The organism is Candidatus Frankia alpina (genome assembly GCF_902806485.1).
GTDB lineage: Bacteria > Actinomycetota > Actinomycetes > Frankiales > Frankiaceae > Frankia > Frankia alpina.
This window is the reverse complement of the sequence record NZ_CADCWT010000006.1, coordinates 23,391-42,803: the sequence shown is the minus strand read 5'-3', so window position 1 is coordinate 42,803 and position 19,413 is coordinate 23,391. Positions and strand designations below refer to the sequence as shown.

The following is a 19,413-nucleotide window of genomic DNA, read 5'->3' as shown; positions in this document are numbered from 1 at the left end:
GAAGGTTCGTGGTCCGAGATTCGACGGCGGGGTAGGTACGACAACACGACCGTTTCTCAACATCAATCGTCTACGCCCCCCAGTAGATAGTGGGCCGTCGAGACGTTCACGAACCTGGCCGACGACGTCCGGCAGTCGATCGCCCGCATCACGGCCAGCCCGTTCATCCCGCACAAGGGCTCGGTCCGCAGGTTCGTCTACTCGGTCGAGAATGGCACCCTCACCGAGGTGCGCTGAACCCTCGGACCGGCCCCGCACGACCGGCCCCGCCCCCTACGCCACCGAACCGACCGCCACCGCCGTCGACTCCGGCGCCGCGGTGCGCAGGTCGTACGCCTGCTCGGCCGCTCTGCCGCCGAGGGAGCCGGCGCCTACGCCCGGCTGGCCAAGAGCGGCCGGCGAACGGGCCTCAGCCTGCTGTTCTGAACACCGACGGCGCTCCATACCCGTCGGCGTCGTACAGTAGTCCAATGAATGAGATAGTAATCTCATATTCTGAGACGCCCATCTGGGATCCCGCCACCTACGACGCGGAGCGCCGCCGCCTCGTCCCCTCGTTCGACCTGCTGTACGGCTCGGCCGGCGAACTGGTGGCACGGCTCGGCGGGACCCGGCCCAGGGTGCTCGACCTGGGTGCGGGAACCGGGTTGTTGGCCGCCGCCGTCGCCGCCGCGGTGCCCGGAGTCCGGCTGCACCTGTTCGACGGCGCCGGACCCATGCTCGCGAAGGCGCGGACCCGGCTGTCCGCGGAACTCCTCGAAGCCGTCGCTGTCGCCGACCTCTCCTCGGTGCTGCCGCCCGGGCCCTACGACGCGGTCGTCTCCGCGCTCGCCATCCATCACCTCGACGACCCCGGCAAGCGGGACCTGTTCGCCCGGGCACACTGCGTGCTGCGTCCAGGTGGGGTCTTCGTGAACCTGGAGCAGGTCGACGGGCCGACCCCGGCTCTCACCCGGCGGTACGAGGACATGCACGAGCGGTACGCGCGGGCGGCGGGCGCGGGCGACGCCGAATGGCAGGGCGCCCTGGGCCGGATGGCCTTCGACCGGTGCGCCCCGCTCGCCGATCAGCTCGCCTGGCTGGCCGAGGCCGGCTTCGACCCGGTCGACTGCGTCGTCAAGAACGGCCGGTTCGCCGTCTACGCCGGTTGGCGTACCTGACCCGCCCACCGGCCGCCCGGCCCCTCCTTCACCGGGACAGGCGGCTTGGTCTGGAGCCGCTGCGGCGGGACCCCGGCCCCCTCACAGGAGCCCTTGCGCCACCTCCAGACGGGCCGCCGGGGAACGGATCGGCGATACCGACGTGCAGCGCCGGGTGGTGACGCTGGCGAAGCAGACCCCCGAGCGGGCTTGGCTCGGTGAGGTGTCGTCGGTGGTGCTCGTGCAGGCCTGCCAGGACGCCCGACGCGCGTTCCGGAACTGGTTCGAGCGCTGTCCGGTAAACGGAGGGGCCGTGGCGTCGGCCGTCCCCGGTTCCGGCAAGGTCCGGGTGTGGACCTCTCCCGCGTGCGGTGTCAGCCACAACCGGACCTCAACGCCGCGCGGAACATCCTCAATGATCAACACGCAGCCTGACGACTTGGCCGGCGGGCTAGCGGCGGATCACTGGTGCGCGTCGGCGTCGAGCACCGCGGGGCCGCCCACCTCGATGCCATCGAGGACGAACCCGCGCGTGCCGGTCACGACCGGCGGGGCGGCGCCGTCGGCCTGCCACCTGTTGCGCAGGAAGTAATGCCAGGTCGGGGTCTCCAGGGGGGCGGGTCTCTCCCACCCGGCGGCTTCCGCGCGACCTCGCCGATAGGTGATCTTGGTGGTCATCCGGAGCCCTGGGGCGGACTGTCCGCCCGCGGCCGGGCCGCCGTTGGTCACATACGCCGCATACGACGGTAGCGCCGGCAGCCGACGGTCGTCGTCCTCCCGACCGGCGGCATCGTTCGTCCGATCGGTCCTGCCGACGGGCAGTTGCCTCTCGCCCCGCGGCTCCGTGCCGAGATGCGTCTGCCCCGTCGAGCCGGGGCTGGGCAGACCGGAGGCCAACAGGCCGTATCGGCCCCCGCGGCCGGTCGGCGCGGTCACGCCGTTCGCCTCAGCCAACCCCGGCGGCCCCGGCGCCACCCGCGGACCGCCGCCTGGACCCGTGACGCCAACCATCTCACCGGAGTCCTCGCGCAGGCCGAAGCGGTCGTGCAGGCGTCGCAGCGGCGCCGGGGCCCACCAGTTGTACTTGCCGGCCAGGGCCATGAACGCCGGCACAAGGATCGCCCGTACGACGGTGACGTCGAGTGTGATCGCAACGGTCAGGCCCACCCCGACAAGTTTGATCATGCTGATGTCGGAGGTGGACAAGGCAATCATGACCACCACAAGGGCAAGCGCCACGTTGGTGATCAGCGGCCCCGTCACCCCCAGCCCGATGGCCACGGATTCCTTGTTGTCACCGGTGCGCTGGTATTCCTCGCGGATCCGGGCGAGCAGAAAGATCTCGTAGTCCATACTCAGCCCGAACGCGATGAAGAACATCAGCACCGGACTCGTCATCTCGAGCGTTCCCGAGACCTGGAAGTCCCCGACCAGGCCGTGCAGGTGGCCCTCCTGGAAGACGAAGACGAGCAGACCGATCGTCGCGGCGAGGTTGAGCGTGTTCAGGAACATCGCCTTGAGGGGGAGCAGCACGCTTCCGGTGAACAGGAACAACAGGATGAAGGTGGCGGTCATCACAACCGCGAAGGCAGGTGGGAGACTGCGCAGGATGGTGCGCGAGGTGTCCAGAAAATGGGGGGCGAGACCACCCATGCGGACCTCGAACGGCGCCGGGGTCGCTTTCAGCTCCCGGACCAGGTCTTTCGCCTGCTCGGACACCGGAGAGGTGTCGCCCTGCCAGACCGACAGCCAGGCACCGCCGTGGATGCCCACGAATCCGGTCAGCGCCTTCGGTACCTCACCGACCCGCTTTCCCTGCATGAAGCTGCCGGTCGCGGTGTCGATGCGGGCAATGCCCGGAAGCGCGGACAGCCGAGTCGCGTAGTCGCTCAGTTTCGCGGCGTTGGCCGGGTCGCGCGCGTCCACCCCCGGCACGACGATGGGAATCTGGCAGGGCAGGCAGACGATGAAATCGTCGCGCATCGCGTCGTTCACGATATGGGATTCCGCGGCGGCCGGCAGCACCGTGTCGTCGGCCAGCGCCAGATTGAGGTGTTGAAGCGGCGCGGCGCAGATCAGCAGGACGGCGATGGCCGCGCCGCCATACAGCAGCGGCCGCCGCATGACCCGGCGGGCCAGCGCCGTCCAGCCGCGCCCGGCGACGGAGACCTCACGCGAGCGATGTCCACCCGCGCGGCGGGCACCGGCCGGCTGGCGCCCACCGGCACCTCGCCACCGGGACAACGCGGCGCGGATGTTCCCACGATCGAGCCGGTCCCCCAGGGCCATCAGCGCCGCGGGGAGCACGAGCAGCGCCGCGATCTCCGAGGTCACGACGACGATGATGCCGGCGAAGGCGAACGAGCGAAGATAGTAGAGCGGGAAGATGAGCGCGGCCGTCAGCGACAGCGCGACGGTCACCCCAGAGAAGAAGACCGTGCGCCCGGCCGTCTCCAGCGTCCGGCGTAGCGCCGCGCCCGGGAAGAACCCACGGTCCTGTTCCTCCCGGAACCGCCGGAGAATGAACAGGCTGTAGTCGACCGCAAGGCCGAAGCCCAGCGCAGTGGTCAGGTTCACCGAAAAGACGGAGACGTCGGTGAGCGTCGCGGCCAGCCCCAGCAGCGCCAGGCTCGTCACCACCGACACCACGCCGACCAGTACCGGCAGAAGGGCGGCCGCCACCGTCCCGAAGGCGAAGAGCAGAACGAGGAAGACCAGCGGGGCGGCGGTCACCTCCCCGCGTTCAAGGTCAACCCGGCTGCGTTCGGTCACGTCGCGCATGACCGCGGGGGCGCCGCCGAAGCGGACCTGCACGCCCGGCCCCACGTGGGAGTAGCGCTCGTGCAGCGTGCCGAGCCGATCCTGGATGTGATCCTCGGATCCGGTGAGCCGGAACACGATGAGCGCTGAGTGGCCGTCCTTCGCACGCAGCAGCGGATTGCCGGCCTGGGAGCCGTTCAGCCAGTACGACAGGACGGAGGTCACCCCGGCCTCTGCCGCCAGCTGCCTGGTGAGCTCGCGGCCGAGATGCAGGGGCGTCGGACCGTCGATCCCCTCGTCCGAGGTAAGCATGACGGCGACGTTCGGGGGCGCGTCGGGAAACTCGGCGTCGAGCAGCTGCTCAGCCTGGGTCGATGCGTCCCCCGGCGCGTAGAAGCCGCCGGTGGCAAGCTGATGGTAGATTCCGGCATTCCACGGCAGCAGCACCACCACAAGCAGGCAGGCGGCCGCGAGCAGTCGGCCACGGTGCAGCACCGCCACGTCCGCCGCCATCGTGAACAGGGAACGCGGCGGCGCCGGAACGCCGGCCATGGAGGCCACCGACGCCATAACCCGGCGCGACACCCGTGGTGGGCTGGCGCCGCCGGTTCCTGTTTCCGCAGGTAGATGGCCCGCCCATTCGTCTTCTTCATCGCGTTCGCTTGGCAGCGCGGCATACGCCACCCGATCGGTTCGGGATTCGCGTTCCTGCGCCGAATCGGCGAACGACGGCATGACGCTCCCTTCGAGGATCCCCCGCAACGGTGGATCTCCCGGCAGCCCGGTGATCGCACGACGGCGCCGAGATGGCCGCAGGGTCGGACGTGCAGCACGGCGAGGACGTCCCGGGTCGCTACCTCAAAACTAGACCTCCCTGCGGTCGTCGATTCCGAAATACCCCCGTATGGGGGTAGGGAAAAGTGCGGCCGCCGACGTGGCGGCATTCAGTGCCCGGAATCCCGAGCGATGGTCGAGCGGATCGAGTAAGGGGGATCGGCTCCGGCGGCGTACCACTGATGGGAGGGAATGCCGGGGGGCCAATCTCGAAGGTGGTACGGCAATGCCACAGGTTCAGACCTTGGTTGGGCAGGTCGACATCGCGGTTCCGCAACTCGTGCCCGCACAGCGCGACAGCACGATCGCGGCCCCGGCGGCGCATCGGGCCGACGCCTGGTCGAGAATCTCGTACGTCTGCATGAAGAAGGTACTGAGCCCGATATGCCAGGCTTTCTGGCATCCACTGGTCGAAGGTCTCGAGAACATTCCGACTGATGGTCCTGCCATTATAGCCAGCAACCATCTCTCGGCGCTCGACGCCGTGTTCCTCGCGGTGGCGTCCGACCGGCGGATCACCTTCCTGGCGAAGAGCGAGTACTTCACCACGCCGGGCCTGAAAGGCATGGCCGGGAAGATGTTCGTCGCCGCGACCGGCCAGATCGCCGTGGACCGCGGCAACCGCCGCAAGGCGAACGCGGCGCTGCAGGCCGGCGCGGGTGTACTGAGCCGGGGTGACCTGCTGGCGATCTTTCCGGAGGGGACCCGATCGCCGGACGGTCGGCTGTATCGCGGCAAGCACGGCGTGGCGCGGCTGGCGCTGGAGACCGGCGTGCCCGTCATCCCGGTGGGGCTGATCGGCACCTTCCAGGTCCTGCCGATGGACCGGCGGCTGCCCCGCGCCGGCCGCGTCCAGATGCGGTTCGGCCAACCGCTGACCTTCCCGCGCATGACCGACGGACGTACCGGACTGGCACAGCGAGCGGCAACCGAGCAGATCATGAAGCCCATCCAGGAACTTGTCCGAGCAGCGCCAGGCGGACATCTACGCCGAGCGCTTCAAGGCCTCCTTGGGACTTGTCAGCCGATGACCATCCGATGATCGGCTGACAACAGGACGTCCATCCGCCGCATCTCCCTGGTCGATGCGGCGGATGGACGAAGCGGGGCCGGTGCGGCGGAGCGGGCCGCACCAGCCCCGCGCATGCCCGCGTGAAACCTCGCGGACGGACGCCGACGCTACGGGTTCCATCCGGCCACTTCAACGGACCGACGGACGGTCGGGACGCCGCCGGTCGGCAACCAACACCGGGCAGCCCGGCCCCGCGAGCTCGATCCGCCGGGGACCTACAGGTTCAGCCACAGGTGTGTGCACCGGGGACGGGACCGACCGCGGTCGGTCCGGTCCCGACTGCTCGGGCACCATCGGGCCGCGCACGCCAGAGCAGTCCCGAGTCGGGCGTCGATGCCGGGACCACAGGTCACGCGTCTGTCGGACCGGTCCGCCGGGCCTGCCATCAGGCCCGGCATCAGGACTACTCAGGTGGAGCCGACGGACCCCTGGGGGGACCCACGGCGTCCCGCACGGCGGCGAGCCTGGGCAGACGGGGGTTATCCCGGCCCATGGCCTGGACCGGGGAATCACTGATCTGGCGCACCGCCGTGGCCCCCGTACCCGGCGCGTGCGACCGTCGCCTCATCCTGCGCCAGTACCTCGAGCTCACGTGGGGTCAGCGCCAACCGGCCGCCGACCTTCGCCTCCTGATCAAGCAGACCGCGCAGCAGCTCCGATACGCCCCCGATCCGGCCACGTAGCAACGGGTCGGACACATGTTCGGTGACCTCCTGAAGCTCCCGGTAGGCCAGCCGCAGACTCTCCTGTGACTGGCCGGGCGAACGCGGCAGAGGCACGGCGCCCACCGCTCTGGTAGGCGACGCGCGATGCCCTGGAGGCACCACCGCCGACAGCGGCTCCGTACGCGTAGCGACTGCGCCCAGCTCGCGTTCCATCAGTCGAGCCGTGGCGATGGCCGCATGGATAGCGGCCTCGGTGAACGGCACCTCGGTTCGCATGGCTCCGTACAGCACGGCGACCACCACGCTGTCCATGCAGACCGGCACCGCGAGAATCGCTCCCAGCTCACTGCTGTCGATCGTTGGCGCAGTGGAACGAAGAACTCTTCTCGCTGCAGCCGGGTCGTTGATGACGACCGGGCGGCTATGCCGCACCACCTGCCCGCCGATTCCCGTCCCGGGTGGAACGGAGTGACCGAGCAGTCCGCTCGGCGCGGGTCCGTCCACGTTGGTGACGGTCAAACGACCGGAATGTGGTGTGACTATTCCACCGAATGTGAGATGGGCTCCCGATGAAGCGCGCAGCCGGGCGATCGCCCGCGGCAGGACTATCTGCACGCGACTGGGGGCCGACACGTCCACTGTCACGAGCGTCCCCTTCCCCGACCTGTAGAAGACGTTGAGAATCGTAGCATCCGTTTTACGATAAGCACAAATAAGTGCACAAACGGCATGACGCCGATTGTGGTCCGAGAGTCGGAGTATTCTCGGGCGTAACTGCGTTTGCCGAACCGAACCCGACCTCAGGGGAAGGGCAGGCTCAGCTGCGTGGACGGCCCACCGGAGACGCGGACACCCTCCGTCACCGGCTCGGAGGCGAGGACCGACGGACCGCCATCCCCCACAGCGGCCGCCGCCGGCTCGCCGGTACGGCCAGCCGGCGGCGCGAACAGGTCGGTGCGTGCCATCGCCCGCAGCCAGGCCAGCCCGGCGAGCAGGTGGAGCTCCGCGACGCTGCGGGGGGAGCTGTCGAGCAGCGCCGGCGACATCACCAGGACCGCCGCCACCTGGGCCCGGGACAGCGCGACATTGAGCCGGTTACGGGAGAGCAGAAAGTCGAGCCCACGCGGCGACTCGGCGGCGCTGGAGGTCGTCAACGACGTGATTACCACGGCCGCCTCCTGGCCCTGGAACCGGTCCACCGTGCCGACCCGCACGCCGATCAGGCCGGCTACCTCGAGCGCATGTTCGATCTCTCGGACCTGGCGGTTGTATGGGGCGACCACGAGGACATCCGACCCGGCCAGCGGGCGGGAACCCGCACCATCGATGATCACCCTCCCCATCAGGTGTCGGACGATCGCGCTCGCCGCGGACACCTCCTCCTCGGAGCAGGTGCCGTTGTCGTGATGGACCACGTCATGCAGGTACAACCCGGCCGGCACGTCGACGACGGCACGGGTCGCGGCAATCGGGTGGGACCGCAGCAGGCCACGGTAGGCGAGCGCGGACACCGGCGCGCACACAGCCGGGTGCAGCCGGCGGGTCCGGTCGAGGAAGTAGCCGAGCTCGGGGGGAATCACCTCGGCATCGCCCAGCAGGTGCGACAGCGCAGAGGCGTCCGCGCCCTCGGGGTGGATTCCCGTCACGACCTGCGGTAGCTGCTGCGGATCTCCGAGCAGGACCAGGTTGTGGGCTGCGCCGGCCACCGCGAGGGTGTCGGCAAGCGCGAACTGGCCCGCCTCGTCGACGATCAGGACATCGAACGGCACGGCCGCGAGCGCCGGGTTGGCGAAGGCGCAGGCGGTGTCGCCGACGAGATGACCGTCCGGATGGGCCTGCCGCCATGCTGACAGGGCCCGCAGGTCACGCGGCGTGTCCCAGGGTGGGTGGTGCGCCGGGTCAGCCGGTGCGCCCGAGCGCTGCTTCTTGGCTGCGGCGACCATCGGGCGCCATGGCGGTGCACCGTCGCCACCCTCGACGTTGTCGGTGCCACCGGGATCATCCGGCCCGGCGTGGGCGACGGGCGCGGGGGGTTGGCCGGTAGCGGCGAGCATGGCGTTCTCGATCGCCTTATGGCTGGTCGAGCAGATTCCCACCGACTTCCCCTGCGCGATCAGATGTTGGATGAGCCGGCCGGCCAGATACGTTTTGCCGGCTCCGGGCGGTCCCTGCACCGCCAGGTAGGAGCCGTCGAGCGCGCTGACCGCCGCCAGCACGGCGGCGACCTGGTCGTCGCCGCGCTCGGCGGGAGCCGGCAGGCCGCCGCGCCGGCCGACCAGCCTGGGCGGCTCACGACGCAGCAGGTCCGTCGCCGATTCCGCGGGTAGGCGTCCGGGCAGCGCGGCGACGGCCCGGCGGGCAAGTTCGCGGACCGCGGTGGGCTTCGGTTCGGGCCGTACGGGCGCGCCGGGCAGCACGGCCGTCGGCAGCGCGGGGCTGACCGCGTCCGCGGCCGCGCTCTCGCGCAGGAGCAGCACGTGCGGTGCGGCCCGTTCGACGACGGCGTCGGTGGTCGCACCGACGGCGCCCGCCCGCCCCGGGTAGAGCAGCCGCACGGACTCGCCCCGGTCGAATGGATGCGGACGGTTCGGGTCGACACGCGCCTGCAACAGCCGGCGGCTGCGCCGACGTCGCCCGGAAGGTTCCTCCCAGTCCTCGATCACGGCCCACCCGGTCGGCACGGCACAGTCGTCGGCCAACTCGAGGCTCGTCCGGTCGGCGGTCAACGCCGCAAAATAGGTCCACCAGGCCGGTTTGTTCTCTCGCCGGTGATAGCCCACGGCGGCGGCGAGCAGGGCCCGCGCCCGATCCTCGGCCGACCAGGACGCCGGCTCCGGGTGCAGCCCCGCGACCAGCGCGTCGACGAGGGCATCCGCATCGTCGGCACCGGCCGGCGATGCCTGATCGGAAGCGCCGGGGAGATCGGCTCCCACCGCGGCGGAATCCACCGCGACGCTCCCCCGCGGCGCGACCCCCTCGGCCTGGCCCAACCCGAGTAGCCAGCGGTGCAGTCGGTGGGTCGACACGCAGTCGACCCGGTTGTATTCGGCGATCTCAGCAAGTATCCGATCGGCCTCGGCCGGCTCCCCCGCGTCCCGGTGGGCCAGGAAGGACTCGTACGCCACGATGCTGTCGGCGGCGTTCTTCACCGCCGCCTGCCGCGCGTCCGGGAAGAACAAGGGCTCGAGATACTTGATCGAATAGGACGGCTGGGAGATCCGCAGGCTGCGCCGGACCACCGCGTAGAGATCGATCAACCGGTTGCCGGCAAGCAGCTCGTCGATCTGCCGTTCCCTGGCGCCATGCCGAGCCGCCAGCCGCCGCAGTGCGTTGAGCTCGTAGGGGGCGTAGTGGTAGACGTGGGCGCCGGGATGCTCGCGCAACCGCGCCACGGCCCAGTCGACGAAGGACTCGAACGCCAGCCGCTCGCCGGGCCGGTCGTGCGCCCAGAACGCCCGGAAGACCTCCGCCGGGGCCTCGCCCACGGCCCGCCCGCCCGCAGCCTCGGTCAGCGTGACGGCCCCGAAGAGGTACTCCAGGCCGGCGGCGTCCAACGCATACGGATCGCCTTCCATGTCGAAGTAGATGTCGGCCGGGTCCGCCACGGGCAGCGACGCGAGGCCCGCGGAGTCGACCATCCGCGCGGTCACCGTCCCCAGCGGGTCGTCCGCGCTGCGGGTCGCATCCTGCGCCGCCTGCAGTTCGGCCTGCAGGCGCAGCCCGGCGAACGCGGCAGCGGACATCGCCACCGGCCGTTGCTCGTCGCGCGCGGCAGCGAGCTCCTCCACAGACGTGATATCCACGCCGCGCAGCACCCGACGCTGTTCGGCTCGCAGCCCCGCGACCAGGGACAGATCGCGGGCCGCCGCCCGGCCCTCACCGCAGTGCTCGGCGAAGGCGCAGCTTGCGCACTCCGGACGGGGCTGCGCCCACGTCGGGTCGGGAACAGCCGCCGGCGCGGCCCGCCGGGCATCGAGGCGACCACGAGCATGGCGGACCATCGGCGCGACATCATCGACCCGGAACGAACGCACCACGGCGACGGCGGCCGACCGGTCATCCCGCCCGCCGCGCCCACCCCCGGCGGAGCCCGGCTCCGGCCGGGCGCCGGTGCCTGTCATGCCGGCTCCACGCGCGGGATGCAGCAGGTGCATCATCCGCGGCACTGCCACGCCGACCGACGGTAGCGCCGCCGCGTACGCGGCAAGCTGCAGCACCGCCCCGGGCCGGGCCTGCCGGGCAAGCTTGACATCGTAGGGCTCATAGTGACCCGGCTCAGCGGGCCCCCTGTGCGCGCCGGTCTCCGGGTCGAGATGCGCCGCGATCAGGAAGTCCGGACGGCCCTGGAAGGAGCCGTCGAACAGCACGCCCTGATAGACCACCGGCGCACCGGCAGCGAGCGCGCGACGTGTCCGCTCGCTGGCTTCGGCGAGCGCGTCGAGGGTCGCCGCCGGACGAAGGATCTCCACCACCCCGTCGGCACCGAAACACCGCCGCAGATGCGCCAGCAGACGCCTTTCGTGGGCCTCTCCGTGCCGGACCGCGGTCGGGTCCGGGGCGCTGATCCGCAGCCCCGTTCGGGCGGCCCTCCCGGCGCGCCCACGACGGACAACAGGCCGGTGGCGAGCGCGTGGGTGAGCCCGACGCGGTGCCCGCACTCGACGTCGTCCACGAGATCGCCCGCGGAGACGACCCAGTGGTCGTCGAACCTCTGCACGTCACCATCCTGTCCGGATCATCCGACCGGTCCGGTTGCCCATTGTCCCGCGTCCCCGCCCCGGGATTCGACCGGGTCCGGATCACCAGCGCGCCGACGTGAACGCTCCCGGGTAATCGGCGTCATGCTGGTCAACGAGCTCGACGCGACCCGTCCGTTCGGGCCACCTCGATCAGGTGCACCGGGTCCACGCGGGGGGTGGGAGAGGGAGCAAACGTTCATGTGGCAATCGTCACATCGAGACGCCGGCGTCGCCCACCCCGAAGGCGGGCCGCCACGCAGAGTAGCGATGCCTCGGGCCGCCGGGCCGCCGGGCACTGCATCAGCCGTTCCGCCTGCCAAAATTTCGTCGGCGCCGTCGGGTGCCCAGCGTGAGGATCCGATGCGAAACCGCGGAAACGTGAACGACGTGATTGAAAAACCCACTCTTGCCGGCCGGAATCTCCTGGAATGCCGTCGCCGGCGTGATCGTCTGTTGCCGTCACGATTTCCCTCGGCGTTCACGCCGCCCTGGGCACGATCAGACCCCGCCGTCAGAAGCCGATACTACCATAGAAAGCAAAGAAGATCATATAGTGGGGCGGGTGACCGCCGCCGGCCCTCACGGTCCAACCTGGCGATGCGAGGTCCCGCCGCGCGTGGCCTAGACGACACCGCCTGGCGACGGGGGCGTTGAGCCCCGGGAGGACGCACCATGGCAGCTTCCCGGCCAGACCGGTCGGCACAGGTTTTCCCATCCGCTCGCGCGGCTACGGCACCTGTCGAGGATGTCGTGCTCGCCGACGGAGGCTTCGGTCACGGTGCGGCCGCTGGGCCCCGCGGACACCGGCCGGCTGAGCGCCTTCCAGCTGCGCCTTCGCGAGGCGAATCCGCATGACCCGGATCTGGCCAGCGCCACGGCGGATCCTGCGCTGATCGCCGAGCGGGTCATCTCGCCCGACAGCCGGACATCCGCGGTGCTCGGTGCCCTCGTCGGCGGCGAAGTCGCCGGGATGGTCGAGTACAGCAAGATCGGCAGCGGCGACGGCGCGCGGTTCGGGATCCTGGTCGAGAACGCGCATCAGGGGCGGGGGCTCGGCACGCTGCTCATCGACACGCTCATCGACACCGCCGGGGCAGGCGGGGTGCGCCGGCTGGTCGCGGACGTGCCAGCGAGCAGCCGGCGGGTTCTGGAGGTTCTGCGTTCGGTCGGTTTCGACCTCACGCCCGCGGACGGCAACCAGATCCGCGTGAGCTATCCGGTGCAACCGGGGGACGACGTCCCGAGCGGTACCCGGGCGCGCCGGGGACGGGTCGGCGGCAGTCTGGACCATCCGGACGGATCCCGCAGCATCGACCGGCTGCTGCACCCCCGAGCGGTCGCCGTGATCGGGGCAAGCCGCGAGCCCGGAACGGTCGGTCATGAGGTCTTCCGCCGGCTGCTCCGCAGCGGGTTCACCGGAGCGGTGTATCCCGTCAACGCCGCGGCCACCCATGTCGCCTCGGTCTATGCCTACAGGGATCTGCGCGAGGTGCCCGCCGAGATCGATCTGGCCGTCGTGGCGGTGCCCGCGCAGCGGGTGACCGACGTTCTGCGGGCCTGCGCGCAGAAGCGGGTTCGCGGTGTCATCGTCGTGTCGGCCGGCTTCGCGGACGGCGGGGACAAGGGCCGCGTCCTGCTTGCGGACGCCATCCGGATCGCCCGCGACGGCGGCATGCGCCTGATCGGCCCGAATGCGATGGGCGTCATCAACACCGCGCCGGCCACCCGGCTGCATGCCACCTTCGCCGTCGGGGATCCTCCGGCCGGCCGAGTCGGAGTGTTCACCCAGTCCGGCGCCTTGGCCGGCACGTTTCTCACCGACGCGGCCCGGCGCGCCGTGGGACTGTCCACCTTCGTCTCGGCCGGAGACCGATCCGACGTCTCGACGAACGATCTCCTGGAGTACTGGCAGACTGATCCACGGACCGACGTGATCATGCTTCATCTGCAGAGCTCCGGCAATCCGAGGCGCTTCGCCCGGATCGCTCGCCAACTCGGTCGGCACAAGCCCGTCGTGGCGTTGAAAAGCGGCCAGGAGTCCGCGGACTCCGGCGTGGACGCGCTGTTCACCAGCGCCGGAGTGGTCCGCGCCGACACCCTGAACCAGCTCTTCGACGCCGTGCAGCTGCTGACCCATCAGCCGCTGCCCGTCGGACGACGCGTCGGCATCGTGGGAACGAGCAGCGCGCTCGCGGCGCTCGCCACCGACGCCTGCCGTACCTACGGGCTCGAGATCCCCCCGCTGTCCGACGAGACCTGCTCGGGTCTCGCCGACCTCCTCGGCCACCGGTACTCCACCAACCCGGTCGATCTCGGCCCGCTGGCCGATCCCGAACGCTTCGACGCCGCGCTACGCCTGGTCGCGGCCTCGGGCGACGTCGACGCGATCATCGCCCTTGTCGCCCCGCACGCCCAGGTCGACCGGCTCGGAGCCGCGGTGCGGAAGGTTGCGGCCGACAGCGGCCTGCCGGTGCTCGCCTCCTATCTCGGGCAGGATGGCATGCCCGCCGCGCTGGCGGTGGCGGACGCGGCCGGCTCCGCCGGCCGCGGGTCGGTGCCGTCCTACTCGTCGCCGGAATCGGCGGCGCTGGCACTGTCCCGCGCCGCCGACCACGCCGCCTGGCGTGCGCGGGATCACGGCCGGGTGCAGGCGCTGGATCACATCGACCTGGACGGCGCCCGAGCGGAGATCGTGCGCCATCCGAAGGACGGCACCTGGCTACCGGAACCGGCCGTGGCCACGTTGCTGGCCGGAGTGGGGTTGCGGACGTGGCCCAGTGCTCGCGTCACCGACGAGCCACAGGCGCAGGCCGCGGCGGCGTCGCTCGGCTGGCCCGTAGCCCTCAAGATCGCCGACGAGCGCTTCCGTAGCAGGCTCGACGTCGGAGCGGTCCAGCTCGGTCTGGGTGACCCGGATGAGCTCTCCGGTGCGTGGGAGGCGGTGCGTGCCGCCGTCGGTCCCGGCGACATGCTCGTGCAACCGATGGCTCCGGCCGGGGTGTCCACCGTCGTGAGGTTGCGGCAGGATCCGACCGTCGGCCCGCTGCTCTCGCTGCGGCTGGGCGGCGCCGTCGCGGACCTGCTCGTCGATCCGCTGGCCCGCACCCTGCCTCTGACGGACCGCGACGCCGAGGAGCTGATCCACCAGATCCGCGGCAGCGTGCTGCTGGTCGGGGGGTCGGGCGCGCCCGCCGCCGACACCGAAGCGCTGGCCGATCTCCTGCACCGGGTCGCCCGCATCGCGGAGGAGCTGCCGGCCATCGGCGAGATCCTGCTCGACCCGGTGCTCGTCGGCCGTCGTGGCGTGGTGCTGCTGCACGCGGGGATCCGCCTGCTACCGCCCGAGACCGAGTCGCGCACACTCCTGCAAGCGTTTACCACCAGCACCTGAGGGCCCGGTACGGTCGTACGCATGACCGCACGACAGAGGATCGCGTTCCAGGGTGAGCGGGGAGCCAACTCGCACATCGCCTGCCGGGATGTCTATCCGGACTACGACGCGGTCCCCTACCAGACCTTCGACGAGTGCTTCGAAGCGCTGGAGGACGGTGCGGTGGACCTCGCGATGATTCCGGTCGAGAACTCCATCGCCGGTCGGGTCGCCGACATCCACCAGCTGCTGCCCAGGCCGGCGGTGCACATCATCGGCGAGTACTTTCTTCCCGTCCGCCATCAGCTGCTCGGGATACCCGGTGCGGCCCTCGACGACGTGAAGACGGTGCACAGTCACCCGCAGGCACTCGCTCAGTGTCGCGAGGCATTGCACGGGCTGGGGCTCGTCGCCATCGCCGCCGCCGACACCGCGGGCGCCGCGCGGGAAATCAGCGAGGCGGGCGATCCCTCCCGAGCGGCGATCGCCTCCCGGCTCGCGGCCGAGTCGTACGGACTCGAGATCCTGCGCGCGGACCTGGAGGACGAGGAGCACAACACGACGCGCTTCCTCATCCTCTCCGGCGAGAACCTGCGTGCCGCGGCCGGAATCGGACCGATCGTGACCACGTTCGTCTTCAAGGTGCACAACCGTCCGGCCGCGCTGTACAAGGCGCTCGGCGGGTTCGCCACCAACGGCGTCAACATGACGAAGCTGGAAAGCTACATGGTCGGCGGAGAATTTGTAGCCACCCAGTTTCTCGCCGACATCGAGGGCAGCCCCGAGGACGCCGCTGTCGCCCGCGCGTTCGAGGAACTGTCGTTCTACGCGGACCACCGCATTCTCGGGGTCTACCGGGCGAGCCGGTACCGGGAACGTGAACGTATCGGCGCCCGCGCCGGACTCTAGATTCCGTCAGGAGTTTCAGTTGATCTCACCGGTCCGCCTCGGGACCATCCATCCTTCCACCCAGGCGCGGCCGGGACCGCCGAAAGATACCCCGCCCAAACCCGCGCCGCCGCCGATGCCGAGCTGGCGCCGGATTCTCCTGCCGCTCGGCATCATCACCCTCCTGCTGCTGTTCGGGCCGAGCCTCTTCGCTGCCCGGCCGGCGGCCCTGAAGTACTCGGAGTTCCTCCACCGGGTGAACGCGGCCGCGGTCCGGTCGGTCTCCGTGAACGATCACGGCGCGGTCGACGGCACCCTGAAGACCGGCAAGGACTTCACCACCCAGATTCCGACCGCTCTCAACACGGACGATCTCGAGGGTCGGTTGCGGACAAAGGGTGTGCAGATCACCGGGACGCGGACCGGGACCTCGTTCGGGTCGGTCGTTCTGAGCTTCCTGCCGCTGATCTTCCTGATCGGCTTCTTCGTCTGGTCGGGCCGGCAGGCACGCCGGCTCGGCGGCGCCGGCGGCATCGGTATGTTCGGGCGATCCAAGGCAAAGATCATCGAGGCGGAACGGCCGACGACCCGATTTTCCGACGTCGCCGGTTACGAAGGAGCGAAGCAGGAGATCACCGAGGTCGTCGACTTCCTCCGCAATCCCGAGCACTACAGCCAGGTCGGCGCGCACGGGCCACGTGGGGTACTGATGGTCGGCCCACCCGGCACCGGGAAGACCCTGCTGGCCAGGGCCGTCGAGGGAGAGGCGGAGGTGCCGTTTCTGTCGATCACCGGCTCCGGGTTCGTCGAGATGTTCGTCGGCGTGGGGGCCTCCCGGGTTCGTGACCTGTTCACCGAGGCCCGCAAGCGCGCCCCCTCGATTGTGTTCATCGACAAGATCGACGCGATCGACGGTCGGCGGGGCGGCAACGCCATCGGCGGCAACGATGAACGGGAGCAGACCCTCAACCAGCTGCTGGCGGAGATGGACGGTTTCGAGCAGGATTCGGGTGTCGTGGTGCTGGCCGCGACGAACCGGCCGGAGACCCTCGACGCCGCGCTGCTGCGCCCCGGCCGCTTCGACCGTCAGGTGACCGTTCCGCTGCCCACCCAGGCCGAACGCCTGGCGATTCTTGGCGTGCACGCCCGCGGCAAGTCTCTCGCTGCCGACGCCGACCTCAACCGCATCGCCCGCGGTACCCCGGGATTTTCCGGAGCGGACCTGGCGAGCCTCCTCAACGAGGCGGCCATCCACGCCGTGCGAGAGGACCGACAGGTCGTCACCGCCGGAGACCTGGATGCGGCTCGGGACCGCATCCTGCTCGGCCGCCGCGACGGTTCGAACGCGCTGCTACCCGACGAGAAGCAGTCCGTGGCCGTGCACGAGTCCGGCCACGCCCTGGTCGCGGCGCTGTGCGAGCATGCGGACCCGGTGGCGAAGGTGACGATCCTGCCCGCCGGAATGTCACTTGGGGTGACCGAGCAACTGCACGAGGCTGAACGGCATCTTTACTCGGAGGGCTATCTCCTCGACAGCCTCGCCGTCCGGTTGGGGGGTCGCGCGGCCGAGCTGGTCGTGTTCGGGCACGGCTCCACGGGCGCGTCGTCGGACCTGACGGGCGCGACGCAGCTCGCCGTGCGCGAATTCGGCCTGTCCAGCGCCGTCGGCCCGGTCGGCTACGGCAGTCAGAATCCGCAGTACTTCGGCGGGGAGGAACTGGTGAGCCGGCCGTACTCGGAGCAGACTCAGCGCCTGATCGACTCCGAGGTCGCCCGGCTCCTGCGCGAGGCCGAAGTCCGAGCGGTCGACCTGTTGTCCACCCACCGCGATGCCCTCGACGCGCTGAGCGCTCTGCTACTTGAGCGGGAGACCATCGACGGCTCGGCGGTGGAGGCCGCCCTGCGTCGGCCGACCGTGGACGCACGGGGATGAACGCATGCGGCTCGCGCAGCGGCCTGCCCGGCCTGCCGGGTAGGAAAACTCGAAGGTGACTGCGCCGCCCCGGCCAGGCCCCGGACTCCGGGTCCGGTTGCCGCAGGTCGCCCCGTCGATGCGGGAGTTCCTCGCGACCGAGGCCGGTGGCGCCGTTCTTCTCCTGCTCGCCGCGGTCGCCGCCCTCATCTGGGCGAACTCGCCGTGGTCGGGCAGTTACGACAGATTCTGGAGTACCACGGCGGAGCTTCGCCTTGGTGACGCCGGGTTCGACATGACGTTGCACCACTGGGTGAACGACGGCGCCATGGCAATCTTCTTTGCCGTCGTGGGTCTGGAGATCAGCCGCGAGTTCACCACGGGCGAGCTGCGCGACCGGCGCACGATCGCCGTGCCCGCTCTCGGCGCGATCGGTGGGCTGGCACTACCGGCGGTGATCTACTTCGTCTGTAACCGATCCGGGCCGGAATCGAGCGGGTGGGGCATCCCGATGTCCACCGATACGGCGTTCGTCATCGGGATCCTCGCCCTGTTCGGCCCCCGGTGCCCGGACCGATTGCGGCTGTTCCTGCTCACCCTCGCGATCGTGGACGATATCGGGGCAATCACCGTGGTGGGAATTTTCTATACGGATCACTTGAATCTGGTCGGTCTCGCGGTCGCGGTCGCGACGGTGCTGGCAATCCTCGCCTTGCGTTGGCTGCGCGTATGGCAGCTCCCCCCGTACATCCTCGCGTCGGTTGTACTCTGGGGCGCGATTCACGTCTCCGGTGTCCATGCGACGCTGGCGGGCGTTCTCGTGGGTCTGCTCGTTCCCGCCGTCCCGCCCCGTCCCGACCAGGTCGAGGAGGTGCCGATCTACGTCCGGGCCCTGCAGGAGGACTCCAACGCCACCCGAGTCGGCCTCACCGTGGCGGCAGCGAAGGCAACGGTACCCGCAAACGACCGGTTGCAGCGTGTGCTGCACCCCATCAGCGCGTTCGTCGTCGTTCCCGTGTTCGGTCTGGCGAATGCAGGCGTTCACCTCGATGGCTCGGCCCTGCGCACGGCTTCGACATCATCGGTCACGCTGGGTGTAGCGGCGGCCCTGATCGTCGGCAATACCTGCGGAATCACCGCGGCCAGCCTGATCGCAATCCGGACGGGTCTTGATCAACTGCCGGGGCAGGTGCGGTATGGACATCTGCTCGGCGCGGCCACCCTGGCGGGGATCGGCTTCACCATCTCGTTGTTCATCACGGAACTGGCCTTCACCGACGAGTCCCTGCGGGACCAGGCCAAGATCGGCATCCTCGCCGGCTCGCTCCTGGCCGCCCTCGCCGGAACCGTCATCCTGCGGATACTCGGCGAGCGGATGCCGCTGTGCTCGCCGCTGACCGATGAACCCGTGCCTCGTCTACCCCCGCGACCATGGCGCACGCCGGTTCCGGCGAAGTGACAGACTCGCCGCCTTGCGCAAGGGGGCGATCTCCATACGCCCCCAATAAGGTTCGCCGTTGATGAAGATCGTCGGCGTGCCGCGCACCCCCTGCTCGATCCCACGCGCATAGTCAGCCTCCACGGCGTCCCCGAAGGGCTGCGCCGCGTCCCCGATGACCAGATCTCCGTCGAGGCCGAGTGAGGCCGCGTAGGCGTGCAGAAACCTGTCGGCAAGCCGGACCTGGCGGGCGAAGAGAAGGCCGTGCATCCCCCAGAACCCACCCTGCACGCCGGCGGCCTCCGCGGCCAGCGCGGCGGTGAGCGCATAGGGATGGATGTCGAAGACGGGGAAGTGCCGGAAGACGAGCCGAACCTGCCCCTGGGATGTCTCGGCGAACTCGCGCAGGACGGGTGCCGCACGCGCGCAGTAGGGACATTGGAAGTCGGCGTACTCCACAACCACGATCGGAGCGTCCGCGGGCCCTCGGGAATGCCGGAACGGGCCGATCGACACTGCGGCCGGTACGGCACCGGCCAGTACGGCGCGCCCGACCCGACCGGCGGAAGACCACCGCCGGTCGCGCCCGGCGGCTT

At 70.2% G+C, this 19,413-nt stretch carries 11 protein-coding genes; 7 read left to right on the top strand and 4 right to left on the bottom strand.

The features are described 5' to 3' along the window. The first annotated feature begins 470 nt into the window (after positions 1 to 470). Complete coding sequence (locus G6R25_RS01895; protein ID WP_163551414.1) at positions 471 to 1,160, top strand: class I SAM-dependent methyltransferase; 690 nt, start codon at positions 471 to 473, stop codon at positions 1,158 to 1,160. A gap of 441 nt (positions 1,161 to 1,601) precedes the next feature. Here the strand turns inward: G6R25_RS01895 and G6R25_RS01890 are convergent, their stop codons facing one another. Continuing rightward, positions 1,602 to 4,451: an MMPL family transporter gene (locus G6R25_RS01890; protein ID WP_235947111.1), complete on the bottom strand. Its 2,850-nt coding sequence runs from the start codon at positions 4,449 to 4,451 to the stop codon at positions 1,602 to 1,604. 382 nt (positions 4,452 to 4,833) lie between these two features. Here G6R25_RS01890 and G6R25_RS01885 point away from each other — a divergent pair, with 382 nt between their 5' ends. Then, entirely contained in the window at positions 4,834 to 5,775 is a 942-nt protein-coding gene (locus G6R25_RS01885; protein ID WP_235947107.1) for a lysophospholipid acyltransferase family protein, read from the top strand. 539 nt (positions 5,776 to 6,314) lie between these two features. On the opposite strand, the gene G6R25_RS01880 is transcribed toward G6R25_RS01885, so the two are convergent. Further along, on the bottom strand, positions 6,315 to 6,974 hold the full coding sequence (locus tag G6R25_RS01880; RefSeq protein WP_336500335.1) for a GAF domain-containing protein: 660 nt from the start codon (positions 6,972 to 6,974) through the stop codon (positions 6,315 to 6,317). Positions 6,975 to 7,270: 296 nt separating this feature from the next. Further along, entirely contained in the window at positions 7,271 to 10,939 is a 3,669-nt protein-coding gene (locus tag G6R25_RS01875) for a TM0106 family RecB-like putative nuclease (protein ID WP_235947104.1), read from the bottom strand. Positions 10,940 to 11,100: 161 nt separating this feature from the next. On the opposite strand from G6R25_RS01875, the gene G6R25_RS01870 reads away from it, so the two are divergent. The 5 genes from G6R25_RS01870 (at position 11,101) to nhaA (ending at position 18,838) form a co-directional block, all read left to right on the top strand. Next, complete coding sequence (locus G6R25_RS01870) at positions 11,101 to 11,289, top strand: hypothetical protein (RefSeq protein WP_163551394.1); 189 nt, start codon at positions 11,101 to 11,103, stop codon at positions 11,287 to 11,289. 698 nt (positions 11,290 to 11,987) lie between these two features. Continuing rightward, positions 11,988 to 14,600: a bifunctional acetate--CoA ligase family protein/GNAT family N-acetyltransferase gene (locus tag G6R25_RS01865; protein ID WP_235947102.1), complete on the top strand. Its 2,613-nt coding sequence runs from the start codon at positions 11,988 to 11,990 to the stop codon at positions 14,598 to 14,600. Positions 14,601 to 14,621: 21 nt separating this feature from the next. Next, positions 14,622 to 15,488, top strand: coding sequence for a prephenate dehydratase (locus G6R25_RS01860; RefSeq protein ID WP_163551412.1), 867 nt, complete (start codon positions 14,622 to 14,624; stop codon positions 15,486 to 15,488). Positions 15,489 to 15,507: 19 nt separating this feature from the next. After that, positions 15,508 to 17,400: an ATP-dependent zinc metalloprotease FtsH gene (gene ftsH / locus G6R25_RS01855; protein ID WP_163551411.1), complete on the top strand. Its 1,893-nt coding sequence runs from the start codon at positions 15,508 to 15,510 to the stop codon at positions 17,398 to 17,400. A gap of 55 nt (positions 17,401 to 17,455) precedes the next feature. Beyond that, a complete protein-coding gene (gene nhaA, locus G6R25_RS01850; protein ID WP_163551410.1) occupies positions 17,456 to 18,838 on the top strand; it encodes a Na+/H+ antiporter NhaA in 1,383 nt (460 codons plus the stop codon). Here the strand turns inward: nhaA and G6R25_RS01845 are convergent. Next, positions 18,797 to 19,333 carry a DsbA family protein gene (locus tag G6R25_RS01845; RefSeq protein ID WP_163551409.1) on the bottom strand — a complete coding sequence of 179 codons (537 nt, stop codon included), beginning with the start codon at positions 19,331 to 19,333 and terminating at the stop codon, positions 18,797 to 18,799. The two genes, nhaA and G6R25_RS01845, sit on opposite strands and share 42 nt — an antisense overlap. Between the last annotated feature and the right edge of the window lie 80 nt (positions 19,334 to 19,413).

Bases quoted from the DNA above. Each gene is read 5' to 3' on its own strand.
- G6R25_RS01895 (WP_163551414.1), top strand. From the start codon at position 471: ATGAATGAGATAGTAATCTCATATTCTGAGACGCCCATCTGGGATCCC.
- G6R25_RS01860 (WP_163551412.1), top strand. From the start codon at position 14,622: ATGACCGCACGACAGAGGATCGCGTTCCAGGGTGAGCGGGGAGCCAAC.
- G6R25_RS01890 (WP_235947111.1), bottom strand. From the start codon at position 4,451: ATGGCCGGCGTTCCGGCGCCGCCGCGTTCCCTGTTCACGATGGCGGCG.